This window comes from Rhodanobacter sp. OK091 (assembly GCF_900142825.1).
In the GTDB taxonomy this organism is placed as follows: Bacteria; Pseudomonadota; Gammaproteobacteria; order Xanthomonadales; family Rhodanobacteraceae; genus Rhodanobacter.
The window spans coordinates 117,758-132,557 of record NZ_FRCH01000005.1 but is presented as its reverse complement, the minus strand read 5'-3'; the positions used below and the strand labels follow the sequence as shown (position 1 = coordinate 132,557).

At 63.1% G+C, this 14,800-nt stretch carries 17 protein-coding genes; 14 read left to right on the top strand and 3 right to left on the bottom strand.

Annotation, left to right across the window (positions count from 1 at the left end):
* Positions 1–6: 6 nt before the first annotated feature.
* The 11 genes from BUA26_RS18590 to BUA26_RS18535 all read left to right on the top strand — a co-directional run bounded on the left by BUA26_RS18590 (position 7) and on the right by BUA26_RS18535 (position 8,198).
* Positions 7–546 (top strand): DinB family protein, encoded by a 540-nt coding sequence (locus BUA26_RS18590; protein ID WP_072762381.1) that lies wholly within the window; start codon positions 7–9, stop codon positions 544–546.
* A 181-nt stretch (positions 547–727) separates the two neighbouring features.
* A complete protein-coding gene (locus BUA26_RS18580) occupies positions 728–2,239 on the top strand; it encodes an alpha/beta fold hydrolase (RefSeq protein WP_178368630.1) in 1,512 nt (503 codons plus the stop codon).
* Between the two features lie 48 nt (positions 2,240–2,287).
* Positions 2,288–2,587: a hypothetical protein gene (locus BUA26_RS18575; RefSeq protein WP_072762378.1), complete on the top strand. Its 300-nt coding sequence runs from the start codon at positions 2,288–2,290 to the stop codon at positions 2,585–2,587.
* 44 nt (positions 2,588–2,631) lie between these two features.
* Positions 2,632–3,078, top strand: coding sequence for a nuclear transport factor 2 family protein (locus BUA26_RS18570; RefSeq protein WP_072762377.1), 447 nt, complete (start codon positions 2,632–2,634; stop codon positions 3,076–3,078).
* Positions 3,079–3,128: 50 nt separating this feature from the next.
* Positions 3,129–3,869: a nuclear transport factor 2 family protein gene (locus tag BUA26_RS18565; protein WP_072762376.1), complete on the top strand. Its 741-nt coding sequence runs from the start codon at positions 3,129–3,131 to the stop codon at positions 3,867–3,869.
* 68 nt (positions 3,870–3,937) lie between these two features.
* Positions 3,938–4,891, top strand: a complete 954-nt coding sequence (locus tag BUA26_RS18560; RefSeq protein WP_072762375.1) for a M14 family metallopeptidase — start codon at positions 3,938–3,940, stop codon at positions 4,889–4,891.
* A gap of 243 nt (positions 4,892–5,134) precedes the next feature.
* Entirely contained in the window at positions 5,135–5,494 is a 360-nt protein-coding gene (locus BUA26_RS18555; RefSeq protein ID WP_072762374.1) for a carboxymuconolactone decarboxylase family protein, read from the top strand.
* Positions 5,491–5,934, top strand: a complete 444-nt coding sequence (locus BUA26_RS18550) for a DUF302 domain-containing protein (protein ID WP_072762373.1) — start codon at positions 5,491–5,493, stop codon at positions 5,932–5,934. Before BUA26_RS18555 ends, BUA26_RS18550 begins: the two co-directional genes overlap by 4 nt.
* A 72-nt stretch (positions 5,935–6,006) precedes the next feature.
* Complete coding sequence (locus BUA26_RS18545; protein ID WP_072762372.1) at positions 6,007–6,933, top strand: AraC family transcriptional regulator; 927 nt, start codon at positions 6,007–6,009, stop codon at positions 6,931–6,933.
* A 62-nt stretch (positions 6,934–6,995) separates the two neighbouring features.
* Complete coding sequence (locus tag BUA26_RS18540; protein ID WP_072762371.1) at positions 6,996–7,514, top strand: GNAT family N-acetyltransferase; 519 nt, start codon at positions 6,996–6,998, stop codon at positions 7,512–7,514.
* 225 nt (positions 7,515–7,739) lie between these two features.
* Positions 7,740–8,198 (top strand): hypothetical protein, encoded by a 459-nt coding sequence (locus BUA26_RS18535; protein WP_143154329.1) that lies wholly within the window; start codon positions 7,740–7,742, stop codon positions 8,196–8,198.
* Between the two features lie 184 nt (positions 8,199–8,382).
* On the opposite strand, the gene BUA26_RS18530 is transcribed toward BUA26_RS18535, so the two are convergent.
* A complete protein-coding gene (locus BUA26_RS18530; protein WP_072762369.1) occupies positions 8,383–10,035 on the bottom strand; it encodes a trehalase family glycosidase in 1,653 nt (550 codons plus the stop codon).
* Between the two features lie 182 nt (positions 10,036–10,217).
* Between BUA26_RS18530 and BUA26_RS18525 the strand changes: the two genes are divergently transcribed.
* The gene (locus BUA26_RS18525) at positions 10,218–10,739 is read left to right on the top strand and encodes a GNAT family N-acetyltransferase (RefSeq protein WP_072762368.1); all 522 of its coding nucleotides are present in this window, start codon (positions 10,218–10,220) and stop codon (positions 10,737–10,739) included.
* A 128-nt stretch (positions 10,740–10,867) separates the two neighbouring features.
* On the opposite strand, the gene BUA26_RS18520 is transcribed toward BUA26_RS18525, so the two are convergent.
* A complete protein-coding gene (locus tag BUA26_RS18520) occupies positions 10,868–11,785 on the bottom strand; it encodes a hypothetical protein (RefSeq protein ID WP_178368629.1) in 918 nt (305 codons plus the stop codon).
* Between the two features lie 383 nt (positions 11,786–12,168).
* Between BUA26_RS18520 and BUA26_RS18515 the strand changes: the two genes are divergently transcribed.
* Both BUA26_RS18515 and BUA26_RS18510 read left to right on the top strand, forming a co-directional pair.
* Entirely contained in the window at positions 12,169–12,390 is a 222-nt protein-coding gene (locus tag BUA26_RS18515) for a TonB-dependent receptor (RefSeq protein WP_072762366.1), read from the top strand.
* Positions 12,391–12,675: 285 nt separating this feature from the next.
* Positions 12,676–13,113, top strand: a complete 438-nt coding sequence (locus BUA26_RS18510) for a DUF2846 domain-containing protein (RefSeq protein WP_072762365.1) — start codon at positions 12,676–12,678, stop codon at positions 13,111–13,113.
* Positions 13,114–13,235: 122 nt separating this feature from the next.
* On the opposite strand, the gene BUA26_RS18505 is transcribed toward BUA26_RS18510, so the two are convergent.
* A complete protein-coding gene (locus BUA26_RS18505) occupies positions 13,236–14,672 on the bottom strand; it encodes an Hsp70 family protein (RefSeq protein ID WP_072762364.1) in 1,437 nt (478 codons plus the stop codon).
* Positions 14,673–14,800: the final 128 nt, after the last annotated feature.

Here is a 14,800-nt window from a genome sequence, read left to right as displayed (position 1 = left end):
CATTCCATGTCGCTCAAGCTCGATTTCGAACTGATGGCCCGCTACAACCAGTGGATGAATGCGCGGCTCTATGCGGCCGCCGCGCAGCTGGATGAGGCGGAGTTGCGCGCGGATCGGGGCGCGTTCTTCGGCTCGATCCTGGCCACGCTGGATCACATCCTGGCCGCCGATACGCACTGGATGAAACGCTTCGCGGCGGCTTTTCCCGACCTGGCTTCGCTCGATGCCGTGCGCACGCTGCCGCTGCCCGAGCTGGTTCGCGGCATCACGTTTCCCAACTTCGCGCGGCTGCGTAGCGGGCGCGAGGCGATGGATACGGCGATCGTGAATTTCACCGGCGAAGCCACCGATGCGTTGTTTGACCAGCCGTTGCGCTGGGTGAATAGCGCCGGCGAGTCGTACGCCAAGCCGTCCGGGCTGGTGCTGCGCCACGTCTTCAATCATCAAACCCATCACCGCGGCCAGGCCACCACCTTGTTCAGCCAGCTCGGCGTGGACGTGGGCGTCACCGACCTGTCCGCACTGATTCCTGAAATCCCTGCGTGACGAGGTGATTTTTGCTGCGCCCTTAAACGCCGCCGCCTTCCACGGCATCCAAGAGCGGAGAACGGGCTTCAGTGGTGTCGCGCTGCAGGGCCGACGCTGATCATCCGCGCGGATGCCGAAATGCGCGGTTCTGCACATGGTTGCATCGTCAAAGGGGTGGCTCATGATCCGGAAAGTATGCTTGGCAGCCCTGCTGCTGGTACTTGCCGTTCCTCTCGCGGCGCTTCCACCACCCCAGGCTGAAGGCGGACTGTTTGCCCGTGCCCCATGTCCGGCAAGCGTTCAGTCGGAAGACGGCGTCGAGTGCGGTGTACTGACCGTGCCCGAGAATCGGCAAAGGGCCGGCAGCCGGATGATACGGCTGCCGGTCGTGATCTTCCGCAGCCATGCGAGCGCCCCGGCGCCGGATGCTGTCGTCTTCCTGCCGGGTGGTCCGGGCGGCAGCGCGCTGGCTCGACCTTTGTCCGTCAAGAACAATCCTTTTCTCGCGACCCGCGACTACGTCCTGCTCGAACCGCGTGGCGCCAAGCTGGCGCAGCCATCGCTCGGGTGCCCGGAAATCAACGCGCTAGTCGGCGTCATCGCGGCCGGGCACCTGTCGGGCAAGGCGGCGGATACAGCGCGGGTAAAGGCGGCCATGGCCTGTCGCGCGGATCTGGTCGCGAAAGGTATCGATTTGGATGGCTATACCAGTGCGGAGACAGCGCAGGACGTCGAAGATCTCCGCAAGGCACTGGGCTATCGGCAGTGGAATCTGTTTGGCCTGTCCTATGGCACGCGGCTGGCTCTCACCGTGCTGCGGGATCACCCGCAGGGCATACGCAGCGTGATACTCGATTCGGTTCTGCCGCCGGAGGCGAACTTCGACGAGCACGCGACGGCCAACTTCAGGCGCGCACTGGACGCCGTGTTCAACGGCTGCGCTGTGGATACAGTGTGCGGCAGCATGTATCCGCATTTGGCCGCAGATTTCACCGAATTGGTCGCGCGGGCTGACCGGCATCCTCTGGCGATGCCTGGCGTGAGCGGTTCGGACGGACGCTCGGTGACTGTGCGCGGTGCCCAGGTGGTCGCGGCGCTATACGACGCACTGCATGCGCCGTCCGCGATCGGCCGCATCCCCGCTGTTATCGAAGACAGTCTTGATGGCAGGACCACCGAGCTGGCCGGGTTGGTCAAGGCCGACCAGGGCCCATCATCGTTCACCTGGGGCTTGCGCCTGTCCGTGTGGTGCGCAGAGGAAGCTCCCTTTGAAAACCCAAGCCGCGTCGAACAACAGGTTTCCCTGGCGTGGGGACTGGGCGGTATCGACGAACGCACGGCTTCGCCGGCCGTATGCCGGGCCTGGAATGTCGCAGCCGCCGCGCCATCGGAGAACGTGGCCGTGACCAGCGATGTACCCGTGCTGGTGTTCGCGGGGGAATTCGATCCCGATACACCGCCCGAATGGGGACGGGGGTTGATCCCCCACATTCCCAACGCCAGAGTGGTGACATTCCCCGGCCAGAGCCATGGTGCCGGCTTCAATCCGTGCGGGGCCGCGATCGCGACTGCTTTTCTTCATGATCCAGGCGGATCGTTGCCGCTGGATTGCGTACTGAAGATGCATGGAACGGCTTTCACAACGTCAGGCGGTGCGAAGGAAGAAGGGCAACGTCGGGGCCACGAGAAAACCAAGAAGCCGACTCCGTGACTTCCGGCGCTGGACGGCGTTGCCGGCGGCGGGCATCGTGAGTCCGGCATGAGCGCGCCTACCACCACCACGCTGTTCGACAGCCCGCTGATACGGATCAGCGGCATCGCCTGCCGGCATCCGCGCGGCGGTTCCGGCTATCACGTCGACGGTACGGTGGTGATCGGCGAGCCAGCCATGGCTTTGCTGTATCGCGCCGGCGGCAGCTACCGGATCTCGCATCCGTTCGATGGCGGCGACGACCATCGGGTCGGGGTGGCGCCGAGCGTTGCCCGCGAGTCGATGTGTTCGGCCCGGCTGCGGCGCCTGGGCAGGAATTTGATAGTCCGCCCCATAGGTGCGAATTAGTCTCGACCGCCCACCGATCACGCTCACCGAGCAAGGAAGACGATATGAAAGGTACGGTTCTGATGGCCATCCTCGCATTTGGTGCGACATCGCTGCATGCCGCCCCACCATCGCATGCGCAGCTTCCGGCTGACCTCGCGCAGGCGGTGGCCGAGTTCGATCGCGCGCAGATGAAGGGCGACGGCAACGCACTGGCGCGCCTGCTCGCCGACGACTACGTGCTGGTGAACAGCCGCGCGCAACTCGAAAACAAGGCCGATTTCATCAACGACTACACCGCACCCGGCTGGAAGCTCATGCCCTACGTGGTCGAGGACGAAACCATCCGCCAGTGGAACGGTGGCGCGGTCCTCGGCGGCGCGGTGACGCTGCAAGGCCTGAGCGGCGGCAAGCCGTTCAAGGTGAGGCTGCGTTTCGCCGACATCTGGCGCAAACGCGATGGCCGATGGCAAGTGATTTTCACCCAAGCCACGCGCGTTCCCACGCCTTGACGCTGGCAACTCCGGCTCATCCATCATCCACCCGTACAGGAACGCCCAACATGCCCGCTACGCTCAAACCTGCTCTGTTGCTGTTCGCACTGGTCGTGGCGGCGTGTCCCGCGCACGCCGACGACAACGATGCGGCGAAGCTCAAGCAACTGTCGCAGGCGTTCTCCGATGCTTCGGCTTCGGGCGACAACGCGGCGCTGGCACGCATGCTTGATGATCGCGTGATCTTCATGAACGAAAGCGGCGATATCGCAACGAAGAAGGATATCGTCGGTACGGCACCTGCCGCGCCTGCGCCCAAGCCGGCGGCCAATGCCACCGTGCTGGTGCAATCCGACTGGAACCTGCAATTGCACGGCGACGTCGCGGTCACCAGCTTCACCGACAACGCCACCTTCCATTTCCATGAGCAGGTCAGGCACGCACGCTTCCGCTCGACCGAGGTGTGGCTGAAGGAGGCCGGCATCTGGCGCATGATCTCCAGCCAGACGCTTGCCGTACCCGATGCGCCACCGGCCATCCAGTTGCCCGAGGCGGAGCTCGACCAGTACGCGGGCACTTATTCGGCGGGCGCCGATGCGATGGTAAAAATCTCCCGCCAGGGACAGCAGCTGCTCAGCTCCACCAACGACGCCACGCCGACATCGCTAGCCGTCGAAGTGCGCGATGTGCTGTTCACGCCCAGTCAGCCGCGCATTCGCCGCATCTTCGAACGCGATGGCCAAGGTCGCATTACCGGCTTCCTCGCCCGCCGCGAGGGGCATGACATCCGGTTCAAGCGAGTGGGATGAGCGTCGGCTGCGTTTCTTGCCGGTGCTAAAGTGCGCGGCATACCTATTGGCGCAGCAGAGTGAGCGATATGACGACGACTCAAGCACCTTATCCGATCGGCACGCCCGGCACCCGCTGGGGCAACGCGGAGGTGGCTGCATGGCTGGCACGGCAGACCGTCAAGCGCAGCTATGAAGTCGATGTGCTCGGCGCGATCGAGACGCTTCGCGCACGCTTCGACGTGTCGGAGTACGGCCGCCTGAAGTACGGTTCCGATAGTTACCCGCTGTTCGCGATCAAGAGCCGCGACTGGCGTGACGAACTGCCGATCGTGCTGGTGACGGGTGGCGTGCATGGCTATGAAACCAGTGGCGTGCACGGCGCTCTGCAATTCGTGGAACTGCATGCGTCGCACTATGAAGGCAAGGCCAACCTCATCGTTGCCCCTTGCGTCAGCCCTTGGGCCTACGAGCGGATTCACCGCTGGAACGCGGACGCGATCGATCCCAACCGTTCGTTCCGCGACGACAGCCCCGCGCAGGAATCGGCCGCCCTCATGCGCTTGGTCGCGCCGTTCCGCGATCGCGTGCTGGTGCATGTGGATCTGCATGAGACCACCGATAGCGACGAGTCCGAGTTTCGTCCGGCGCTGGCCGCCCGCGACGGCGTGGCGTATGTGCCGGGCGAGGTTCCCGACGGTTTCTATCTGGTCGACGACAGCGAGCATCCGCAACCCGCGTTCCAGCAGGCGGTGATCGCGGCGGTGGCGAAGGTCACCCACATCGCCCCGGCCGATGGCCAGGGCGAGATCATCGGTTCGCCGGTGGTCGCCCCGGGCGTCATAGAGTATGCGCTCAAGCAGCTCGGCCTCTGTGCAGGCATCACCGATGCACCTTACAAGACCACCACCGAGGTCTATCCCGACAGTCCCCGGGCCACCGCCGAGCAATGCAACGCCGCCCAGGTGGCGGCGGTGTGTGCGGCGATCGATTTCGCATTGGCGAGCGGTGCAATCAAAGCAGGGGCGAGGTCGGTGGTCTGATCGGGAAGACAACGCCCATGTGGCGTAGAGAGCTGGTGCTGTTGCTGTCCAGATGCACTCACGTGGCGATAGAGCCGGCCCGGACATCTCGCGATGTCCGGCGACTGAGTCACGACCCCATCGATGGTTGAAACGAATGGGCAATAGATCGAGCGGATGAGCTATCCCGTAGCGGTCTTCATCGGCGCAGCATGTCTGCATGGACCCGGGCAATCCGTCCGGAGCAGACCGAGGAGATTTGTCATGTTGGATTGGCCGGAATACCGCAAAGAATTGATGGGCCGCATCGGTGAGATCGGCAAGCTGAGTCCCGATACCTTGGCTGGCTACCAGACCTTGTCCAAGGCCGGACAGAAGACCGCGCATCTGGATGCGAAGACCCGCGAACTGATCGCGCTGGCGGTGGCCGTGACCTCTCGCTGCGATGGCTGTATCACCGTGCACGTCGCCGAGGCGCTCAAGCACGGCGCCAGCCGCGAGGAGATCGCCGAGGCACTGGGCGTGGCCGTAGCACTCAATGCCGGTGCGGCGATGGTGTACTCCGCCCGCGTCATGGACGCCGTCGGAGCCTATGGCTCATCGGCGTCGGTGCAAGCGCCATGACCGACATGCTGCAAGCCGTGTCCAGTGCCACCGCGTCATCGCCGCCGTTCCAGGCGGTGGTGACCTCGGCGCTCGATTTCGAGGGCACGCTGGCGCGCCTGAAACAGGGCATCGAGGCGGCGGATCTGTGGCTGATCCAGGAAATCGATCCGCAGATGTTGTTGCGACGTGGTGGCTACCTCATCGCGCCGGCGCGACAGTTGCTGTTCTTCCATCCACGCTATGTGGTGCGCCTTTTGGCGGCAGATCCCGCAGCGGTGGTGGAAATCCCCCTGAAGCTGGTCGTGCTGCAGATGCCTGACGGCAGCGTCACTGTTCGTCATGCGGACGTGCGCGCCCAGCTCGATCGTTATCCGGGCATGCATGCATTGGCCGACGAACTGGCCGCCATGAGCGCGCGCCTGCTGGCATCGGTGGCGCCACCGATAGCGCCAGTGTGAACACGTCACATCCCGGCTTGGCAGGGTTGGGCGTGCGCTAAGCTGGCCGCCCGATTCGATCATGCCGGCGCCATGGATACGCTCAGCGAACTACTAGACGGCCACCCCGCTCGCGGCGACCTCGATGTGCGTTGCCAATGGTCCGGCCGCCGGTCTGTACCGCATGTCGCCGAAGCACCGGGCACCGTACGCTTCCATGTGGTCATGCGCGGAGTAGCGTATCTGCGCGTGGCGGGCGAGACACCACGCGAGCTGGCGGCGGGCGACATCGTCGTGCTGCCTTCGGGCGACGCCCACATCCTGGCGGGCGGCCCGGACGAGTGGAACGCGCCACGCCCGAATGCCAGCCTGCGCACCCATCCGCTGCTGAAGTGGCAAGCGGGCGACGAGGCCGAACACGCCTTGGACATGTTCTGTGGCCGCATCGACTTCGGTGGCGGCGCCGCTACTCTGTTGGCGTCGCTGCCGCGTGTGTTGCACCTGCCCGGCGACGCCAGCTTGCCGCTGGCCTCGTTGGCTCCGCTGATCGAGTTGATGCGACGTGAAGTCAACGATGCCGCACCCGGCGCGCGCAGCGTGGTCGGGCAGTTGTCGTCCGCCCTGTTTGTGTTGGCGCTGCGCCATTGGTGGAGCCGCAGCGACGAATTGCACGGTGTGCTTGGCTTGCTGCGCGAGCCGCGTCTGCGTCCTGCCTGCACCGCCATGCTGCTTCGTCTGCACGAGCCGCTGACGGTGGAGACCCTGGCTGGTGCCTGCCACATGTCGCGCTCCAGTTTCCTGCGCCTGTTCGAGCGCGCCACACAGGCCACGCCAGCAAATATGCTGGTGCAGTTGCGCATGGACACCGCTGCTGTGCGCCTGCGACGCGACAGCGACGGCATCGCCAAGGTCGCCGAGATGGTAGGTTTCCTGTCCGAGTCGGCCTTCATCCGCGCCTTCGAGCGACACAAGGGCGTGAGTCCTGCTGTCTATCGCAAGCAAAGGGATCAGGTTCATTGAAAATGAAACCCAAGAAGCCAGAGAGGGCGATTTGCGATGCCGGTTGATCAGGAGTCAGTCCAATGAAAGTCAGGTCGCTCGGACCCGCTGATGCCCCGGCCTATCAAAGGCTCCGGCTACTGGCGCTGGAGGAAAGCCCGACGGCTTTCAGTGCAAGCCATGTGGACGAAGCTGGCCGATCCATGGATGAGGTGGCTGCCCGGATCACTCCGGCTGCCGACGGATCCATGCGCATGTTGGGCATCTTCGAGCTGGATGAGCTGGCCGGATTCATTGCCGTCGTCCATCCGCAGCGGGAGAAGCTGCGCCATGGGGTGGAGCTGGCCGGCATGTATGTCGCTCCGGCATTCCGCCGTCGCGGATTCGGCCGCGCGCTGCTGATGGCGGCGGTGGCGCACGTCCGATCCATCGCCGGCGTCCGCCAGATCCGGCTCGGCGTCAACGTGACGAACAAGGAAGCCCGGGCGTTGTACCAGTCGATCGGTTTCGCAAGCTATGGGGTGGAGCCGGACGCGTTGCAGATCGATGGTGTGTTCTATGGCGAGGAGCGCTATGTGCTTCGGCTGAATCCGGCCGGCTGACTGCTGCGTGCTTCACAGGAAACAGGATCTTTGCCAAATCAGATCACTCGGCTCCTTGATCTGCTGTGTGACTGGTCTTCGCGGCAAAGTGGGAGTGTAATAAGGTGGGAAGGGGACCCGCTGCAGGCGAGCAATAGTGCAGGGCCGTGGCTGGGTAACGGGGCTTGCCGTTTGATTTCGACACGCCCTGGAAGCAAGGCGAGACACGATAAATGGAGGTGCACAATGCTTCGTGGAAAACTAGTTTGTTTGGCGCTGCTTGCTCTTGCTTATGCCGGTACTTCTCTGGCCCAGCAACATCAGCCGGATGAAGCACCGTCTCACGATATGCAGATGCAACAGCAGGCACAGGCTTACAGCCGGAGCGAAGCTTCTGACAATAATTGGGAGCACGACTACGACCGACGCTCGGCCAAGGCGATGTCCGATCTGCCCAAGGTCCGGGCGCATTTGACCGAAGTTTGGCAGCACTTCGGCATGTCTGCGAAAGATGCTGCGACGGTTGCATCGGCCTATCGGGTCAGCGATAACAGTCTCGATCGCGCCTCATCGCTGACCGGCAAGAGCGACGCGGAGATCGCAACCATGCTCCAGTCCGCTCTCAGCGCCAAGAATTACGCCTTGGCCAATCTGCTGATGATCAACTACGAGAAGAAAAGGATTCACACCACGGCGGGGAATTAGGTCGAAGCATAGCCATTCGCCGTCGCGGATCTGTCTGTGCGTTGCTGAAGGATGACGGCGAAGAGCACGGTGTGCTTTCGGCAGGGTCAAGCCGTTCACAGGAAAAGCAGCGGCCACCCATCGACGCATGGCGCGTCGATGGGTGGCTGGTCCTCAATGCTGGGTGGTTTCGCTCGATGGCGAGCTATGGCGTCGACCGCGGCTTCGGGTCGCCCAGCAATTGCTGCAGTTTCAGATACACGCCATTGGTCCAGCCGAAGCCGATCACGTTGTCCTTGTAACCGGCGCTGATCTTGACGTCGGCGTTGCCGCTGACCATGTTGTATTTTTCGCGGATGGTGCCGTCGGCAGCGAGACTGCGGTCGATGGTGCCGTTGAATTCATGCGCGATGCGACCCGCTTCCTGGTGGAAGCCGTAGGCATCCAGGCCGGAAATGGCCAGCCAGTTGGTCGGAGCCCAGCCGAACGGCGCATCCCATTGCGCACCGCTCTCGCGGTCGCTGGTCTGCAGGCCGCCCATTCGCTCGAACAAGGCAAGTTTGCCGCGCAGTGAAGCGGCTTGCTGAGGCGAGGCCAGGCCGGCCCACAGCGGGTAGAACGTCGCGACGAAGTGATAGTCGGACGGCTTGCCGGTGACGAAGTCGTAATCCATGTACATGCCCTGGTCGGGGCGCCACAGGTACTTGTCGATCGCCCGGTGCCGCGCCTCGGCGGCGCTGGCCCAGTGGCTGGCATCCGCATCGAGCCCAAGCTGCACGGCGAAATCGTGCAAGTCGCGTTCATAGCGGTACATCAGGCTGTTCAGGTCCACCGTGGCGTACTGATGGGTGGAACCGCCGAACGGACCGACCCGGAACGAGGTGTCGAAGCCCGACTCGCGCATCGCGCGATCGCCCAGGTAATAGTCGGCGCTGAGGCGGTAGCCGCCGGTCCACGCCCCCGCGCATACCGTCGAGGCGCGTACGTCGCAACTGGTGGTTTTCAGGCGTGCGGCTTCCGCATCGTCGGGGTGCTCCGAGGCCTTGACCAGATAGCCGGAATCCTTCGTCGGATGCGCCATCAGCCACTTGATCACACCGCGAAAATAACTGCTGTCGTGCATCTCCAGCACCGGGCTGGTGCCGCCGTAATCGTAATAGCGCGAAAGGCCCGTGTCGCCCGCGAGATGCTCCTTGCGCGTCCAGGTCGAGTAGTCGCGCACGGCCAGCGGATACGCCCGCTTGAGCCATGCGCGCGCCTCGGCCTTGTCGTGGAAGCTGTCCGGATCGTCGAGCACTGCACGCATCATCGAGCTCAGGAACGGCGGCTGCGATCGGGTGAGGTAGTACGTGCGGTTGGCGTTGAGCACCGCACCGTAATACTTGACCTCGAACAGCGCGTTGTCGACCATGCCGCGCGCCAGCGTCTCGCGATGATCCGCCACCAGACCGAGCACGATGAAATAACTGTCCCAGCCGTACATCTCGTTGAAGAACCCGCCGGGCACCACGTACGGATGCGGCAGATAGAGCAGCCCCTGCTTGGGCAACTGGGTGGGCGAGATATCGCCGAGTTCGCCGATGGCGCGTGGCAGCACATGCACGTCGACGCGGCAATGTTTGGCGATCCCGGCCAGGTCCGGTGGCGTCGGCAGATCTGCCGGCAGGTACAGCACCGGCTGGGTTTTTATCTTGCTGTCGCTCAGCGACGAGCAATCGTCCATCGATCGCGTGAGCGTGTCCCAGGCGTGATCGATATACGCGCGTGTCTTCGACGGGTCGGGCTGGGTCCTCGCCGATGTCGTGGCTACCAGCAGGAATGAAAGCGCGGTCAGTGCGAATCGCTGGAATGTTTTCATGAGACGGGCCTGCGTTTCGGAACAATGGCAATGGGGGAAGCAACGACACTAACCGATGTTACCCCCGACGATCAGAGACGCCCACCTCCGTGCAGGCCTCGATGTCGACCAGGTGCCGAATTCAAAGCAGGGAGTCAGAATGCGTATTCCTCCCACCTTGTCCGATGTAGGAAAGCCGCCTGATGCTTCGAGACGCCACACCCGCCGATTTTGCCGCCATTCTCGCGCTCAACGAGGCCTTCGTGGCCGTGCTCAGTCCGCTCGACGGCGAGCGTCTCGCGAGGTTGCATGCGCAGGCGGCGCTGCACCGCGTGATCGAACAGGACGGTCGGATCGCTGCGTTCCTGCTCGCGTTCCGCGAAGGGGCGGACTACGACAGTCCGAACTACCAATGGTTTTCGCAGCGCCATGCGCGCTTTCTGTACGTGGATCGCGTGGTGGTGGCTGGCGACATGCAGGCGCGGGGTGCGGGCAGCCGGCTCTATCGCGACGTGTACGCGCGGGCGTCGCGCGATGACGTGCCGTTGATCACCTGCGAGTTCGATATCGAACCGCCCAACCCGGCGTCCGAGCGGTTCCACGCCAAGCTGGGCTTCCGCGAAATCGGCCGCCAGCAACTCGACAGCGGCAGAAAAACCGTCTCGCTGCAGGCGCTCGATGTCGCGGCGGGCCATACATCGCTGGGAAAGATCGATGCCGGGTAACGCTTCATTCCCACGGGAGCCTCAAAAAACTGGCTATTGCTCGTCATCCCAGCGATGCGGTTTACATCAGTGAAGCTGGGATGACGAGCGGCTTTTTTGGGTTCTACTCTTTCCCGCAACATCAAATATCACCGATGCGCATCGCGGTCCCCGCGCACGATGGCGATGCCGTTCGTGGCGGTGTTGTTGATGGTCGCCAGTCCCTTCAGGCTGAAATTGCCATCCTCGTCGACGTCGAAAATGGAGACATGCGAGACGCTGCCGTCGGCGTCGATCACCGCGGCCAGATTGCTGCGGTAAGCGATGTCGGTCGGGCTGCCATGGAAGCTCGCGACAACCGCCGCGTCCTGAATGATTTTTTCGCCGTAAACGGCATATCGCGACACCGACTTGCTCGGTGAATTGGCGGAAAACAGGAACGGTCCATCCAGCGTCACCCAGCAGGGTGCGGATTGGGTGCCCGAACCGGTAACAGCCAGCACCGTGTTGTTTCGAACCAGGCTGATCTCGTTTGCGTGGGCGATCGTCACATAGGCGTCGTTGCCGCGCGTAGCCAGGCCGAACGGCGCATTGATGTTGGCGGGAATGTTGGCGACAAGCGTGGTCGAGCCGGTGACCGCGCCGTTACCGTCGAGGTTGACAGTTTCAATCGCATTGCTCTTTTCGCTGATGATCAGCTGACCCTGCAACGTTCCCACTTGAGCGGCGGAGCCATCGCCGATGACCAGCCTGGCCTCGCCATCCGCCCTCGGGTCCACACCGTAACGATCGATCCGATGCGATTCGATATAGGACGTGGTCAGGATGTACAGGTGATCGTTGCCGAACGCGACGCTTACGGGATTTGCGACGGCCGGAACAAGCTTCTCATAGCGCAAGCCTGGGTGATCGAAGTCCTTGTCGAAAATCGACACGTTGCCCGAGCCGAAATTGACTACGGCCAGTCGATCATGATTCTGGGCGATGCCGCCAGCGTTGCCACGGACGCCTCCCGCTCCGCCCGTAGCAAACTGTTCGAGCAGAGCCCCTGTCGCGTTGTAGATCATGAGCTGGTTGTGCGTCGTATTCGACGCGGTCACGATCAGCGCTTGTCCGTCGCTCGATGGCGAAGCGCTCTGCGCAGCCACGGCGCCGGCGATGAACAGCGAAAGCAAACCCATGCCACAGGCTGATTTTTTCATATGCGTATCCTCGATTGAACGATTCGGAATGACGACCCGCTAGGGAGTCGTCCTGCAGTGCTTCCAGCTGACCGGGATGGCGTCGGTCTTCCATTCATTCGTCGGGATAAGGAAAAAGTTACCCTCGGTTTATCGCCTCATGGAAAGTGAGGTCGCCCTTATGGTTGTCGCGCAGTTTTGCCAGCAGGCGCTATTTGCGCCGACAAAGGCCTATGCTGTGGGAACGATCACGCCAAGAGGCTTCCGCCATGAGCAATGTCTCCGGCAAGACCAGCAATGGATTCACCTACGAAGCGGACTACCAGCCGGCGAGCGCAGGCCGCATCAACTGGACAGCGACTTTTCGCCATAAAGGCGACTACGCCGGCATGCGTCACGGCTGCGTCCACGGCATGCTCGGTATTCCCGCCGAGGCTGTCGATGAGGCGGTGAAAGTCGATATCGAGTCGACATGGACGGATGCCGCGTGACGGTTTGGTCGCCAACAAAGGGCCGTCATTAAAGCGCGGGCGTACGAGTCCGATCCGCTCTAGGAGTCGATTCCCGATTGCCATCAATCCGTAAGATGTTTCGCTCTGCGAGCCATCGCTTTTGCGCGGATAGTCATGCAAACATCACGTCACCGTCCGGGGCTTGGGACGGTGAGTCGTACCCCGCTGGGATCTCCATCGCATGGACGCTGTGCGCCTGTCGCATGCCTTCCGTGTGAGTGAAGGTGTGCGGGGCAAGGGAATCCATACTCAACAGGGGGAAACATGTTTAGAAAACTATTGGCGGCAACGGTGTTGGCGGGCGTACTGGTCATGTCGGGTTGCGCAAGCGTGCCCATGGCCAGCAAGAGCGCTGACACCCAGGCGAAGCAGTTCACTCCGGTTACGGACAAGGCAACGGTCTATATCTACCGCAACGAAGTCTTTGGCTCGGCGATCAAGATGCCTTTGCTGATCGACAATATGTCGGTAGGCGATACCGCGTCCAAGACATATGTCGTGAAACAGCTTCCACCGGGATCGCACACCATCACGTCGAAGACGGAGAAGGACTCATCGGTCACCATCGATATGGTGGCCGGACAGCTGTATTACGTATGGCAAGAGGTGAAGATGGGTATGTTCGCCGCCGGTTCGGCGTTGCATGTCGTCGATGAAAAGAAGGGGCGGGCCGGAGTGCAGGAATCGACATTGATCGAGTAAGCGCAGCGGTATGGCCACAGGCGGGAACATGATGCTCGCCGGCTACTGACTCATACACCAAGGGCGGCAGCGATGCCGCCCTTGGGGTCAGCATGGATCAATGGCATTTATTCCGCACCAGCTCATGTTGGCCCGGATGAGTTCGGTGCAAAGTTCGGCGCGGCCTGGCGATCCGCTTCGCTCGCGGCCACCGCCAACCCCGACACCACGCCCAGCGAGGGATCGCCCTGCACCAGCGGAATCTCCGGGAAGCAGGCTTGTACGCGTGCCTTCACCTGCGGTGAGCGGGACGTGCCGCCGGTGAGGAAGACGCTGGCGGGGAGTTCGTCGAGGTCGCTGCGCACGGTCGCGAGGGTGCGCTCCATCTGGCCGAGAAACGGGGCGATGGCGTCGCGGAAATCTTCGCTGTCGAGTTCGACCGCGAGGCCATGCTCGATGAAGTCCAGCTCGGCACGATGGCTCGGAGACGTGCTCAAGGCGATCTTGCTGCGTTCGGCCGTCTGGTTGAGCCGGGTGGTAGCACCGGGCTCCTGCAATGCGCGAAGTCGCGCGCCGTACGGCTCGTCGATGAGGCCATAGTTTTGCTGGCGGAACTCGCGCTGCTTGGGCAGGTTGTGCACGCTGGCGGCATCCACGAATCGATGCGCGGGCATGCTGATCTGATCCTTGCCCAGCTGTGGCATGAAGCTGTGCAGGCTGACGCCGACGTCGAGGTCGGTGCCGCCCCTGGGCAGGCCCCAACTGCGCGCGATCCGCGCGGCTTCGCCGCCGCCGAGTCGGGCGTGGGCCACGTCGGTGGTGCCACCGCCGATGTCGACGATCAACGCGTACTGCCGCTGCTGCAAGCTTTGGTGGTAGTGCATCGCGGCGGCGGCCGGTTCTTCCAGAAATGTCACTTGGTCGAAGCCGGCCACGGCAGCCGCCTCGCGCAGTATCTCGATCGCCTGTGCCGAGCCTTGCGCGCCCATCGAGCTGCGAAATTCCACCGGTCGCCCGATTACCGCACCGCGCACCGGCACGCCGAACTGGCGGCTTGCGGTGAGGCGGATGTGTTCGAGGATGTGCGTGGCGATGTGCACGATCACTTTGCGTACTTGCGGGTCCAGCCGATAGCCGAACATCGACTTGGGCGATTCGATCAGGTTGCCACCGCCGCTTTCCAGATAGCCTTCTACCGCTTCCTCCCCGAACAGCGCGTGCTGGAAACTGGCTACCGAGGCTGTGGCCGTCCGGGTCTGCTCTTCCATCCACTGCCGACGCACCACGCGCAGCGCTTCGCGGCGCAGCTCGTCTTCGCCGCGCGACGCCGGCGCCTGCCCGCGCGCGGCGGCCGCCGCGGCCTGCTGGCGTTGACGGGTCCTGGTCAGGCGAAGTTCGGCCTCCAGTTGCGCTTCCAGCGTGGGAGTCAGCGCGAAGTCGTTGGGGTCCGGCACCCGTTCGGGGAAAAACACCGCCGTGCGGAACTGCTCGGTGTCGCCGAAACGCACCAAAGTCAGTTCGCCGTCGATGATGGCTGCGGCAGCCGAGTAGCTGGTGCCGAAATCGATACCGATGTGCATGAGTCGCGCTGTCGCTGTAGGGCAACCCCGCATTATGACGGCTACAGGGGCTGGCGTCTGGTGTACGTATCGCGCACTCACCGAACCGGGTGCGCGGACCTTCCGAAACAGTTGCCCGCGAAAAGCCA

Excerpts from the sequence above, each read along its gene's own strand:
- BUA26_RS18590 (WP_072762381.1), top strand. The coding sequence starts at position 7 with ATGTCGCTCAAGCTCGATTTCGAACTGATGGCCCGCTACAACCAGTGG.
- BUA26_RS18575 (WP_072762378.1), top strand. The coding sequence starts at position 2,288 with ATGAGCGCGCCTACCACCACCACGCTGTTCGACAGCCCGCTGATACGG.
- BUA26_RS18570 (WP_072762377.1), top strand. The coding sequence starts at position 2,632 with ATGAAAGGTACGGTTCTGATGGCCATCCTCGCATTTGGTGCGACATCG.
- BUA26_RS18565 (WP_072762376.1), top strand. The coding sequence starts at position 3,129 with ATGCCCGCTACGCTCAAACCTGCTCTGTTGCTGTTCGCACTGGTCGTG.
- BUA26_RS18560 (WP_072762375.1), top strand. The coding sequence starts at position 3,938 with ATGACGACGACTCAAGCACCTTATCCGATCGGCACGCCCGGCACCCGC.
- BUA26_RS18555 (WP_072762374.1), top strand. The coding sequence starts at position 5,135 with ATGTTGGATTGGCCGGAATACCGCAAAGAATTGATGGGCCGCATCGGT.
- BUA26_RS18550 (WP_072762373.1), top strand. The coding sequence starts at position 5,491 with ATGACCGACATGCTGCAAGCCGTGTCCAGTGCCACCGCGTCATCGCCG.
- BUA26_RS18545 (WP_072762372.1), top strand. The coding sequence starts at position 6,007 with ATGGATACGCTCAGCGAACTACTAGACGGCCACCCCGCTCGCGGCGAC.
- BUA26_RS18540 (WP_072762371.1), top strand. The coding sequence starts at position 6,996 with ATGAAAGTCAGGTCGCTCGGACCCGCTGATGCCCCGGCCTATCAAAGG.
- BUA26_RS18535 (WP_143154329.1), top strand. The coding sequence starts at position 7,740 with ATGCTTCGTGGAAAACTAGTTTGTTTGGCGCTGCTTGCTCTTGCTTAT.
- BUA26_RS18530 (WP_072762369.1), bottom strand. The coding sequence starts at position 10,035 with ATGAAAACATTCCAGCGATTCGCACTGACCGCGCTTTCATTCCTGCTG.
- BUA26_RS18525 (WP_072762368.1), top strand. The coding sequence starts at position 10,218 with ATGCTTCGAGACGCCACACCCGCCGATTTTGCCGCCATTCTCGCGCTC.
- BUA26_RS18520 (WP_178368629.1), bottom strand. The coding sequence starts at position 11,785 with ATGATCTACAACGCGACAGGGGCTCTGCTCGAACAGTTTGCTACGGGC.
- BUA26_RS18515 (WP_072762366.1), top strand. The coding sequence starts at position 12,169 with ATGAGCAATGTCTCCGGCAAGACCAGCAATGGATTCACCTACGAAGCG.
- BUA26_RS18510 (WP_072762365.1), top strand. The coding sequence starts at position 12,676 with ATGTTTAGAAAACTATTGGCGGCAACGGTGTTGGCGGGCGTACTGGTC.
- BUA26_RS18505 (WP_072762364.1), bottom strand. The coding sequence starts at position 14,672 with ATGCACATCGGTATCGATTTCGGCACCAGCTACTCGGCTGCCGCAGCC.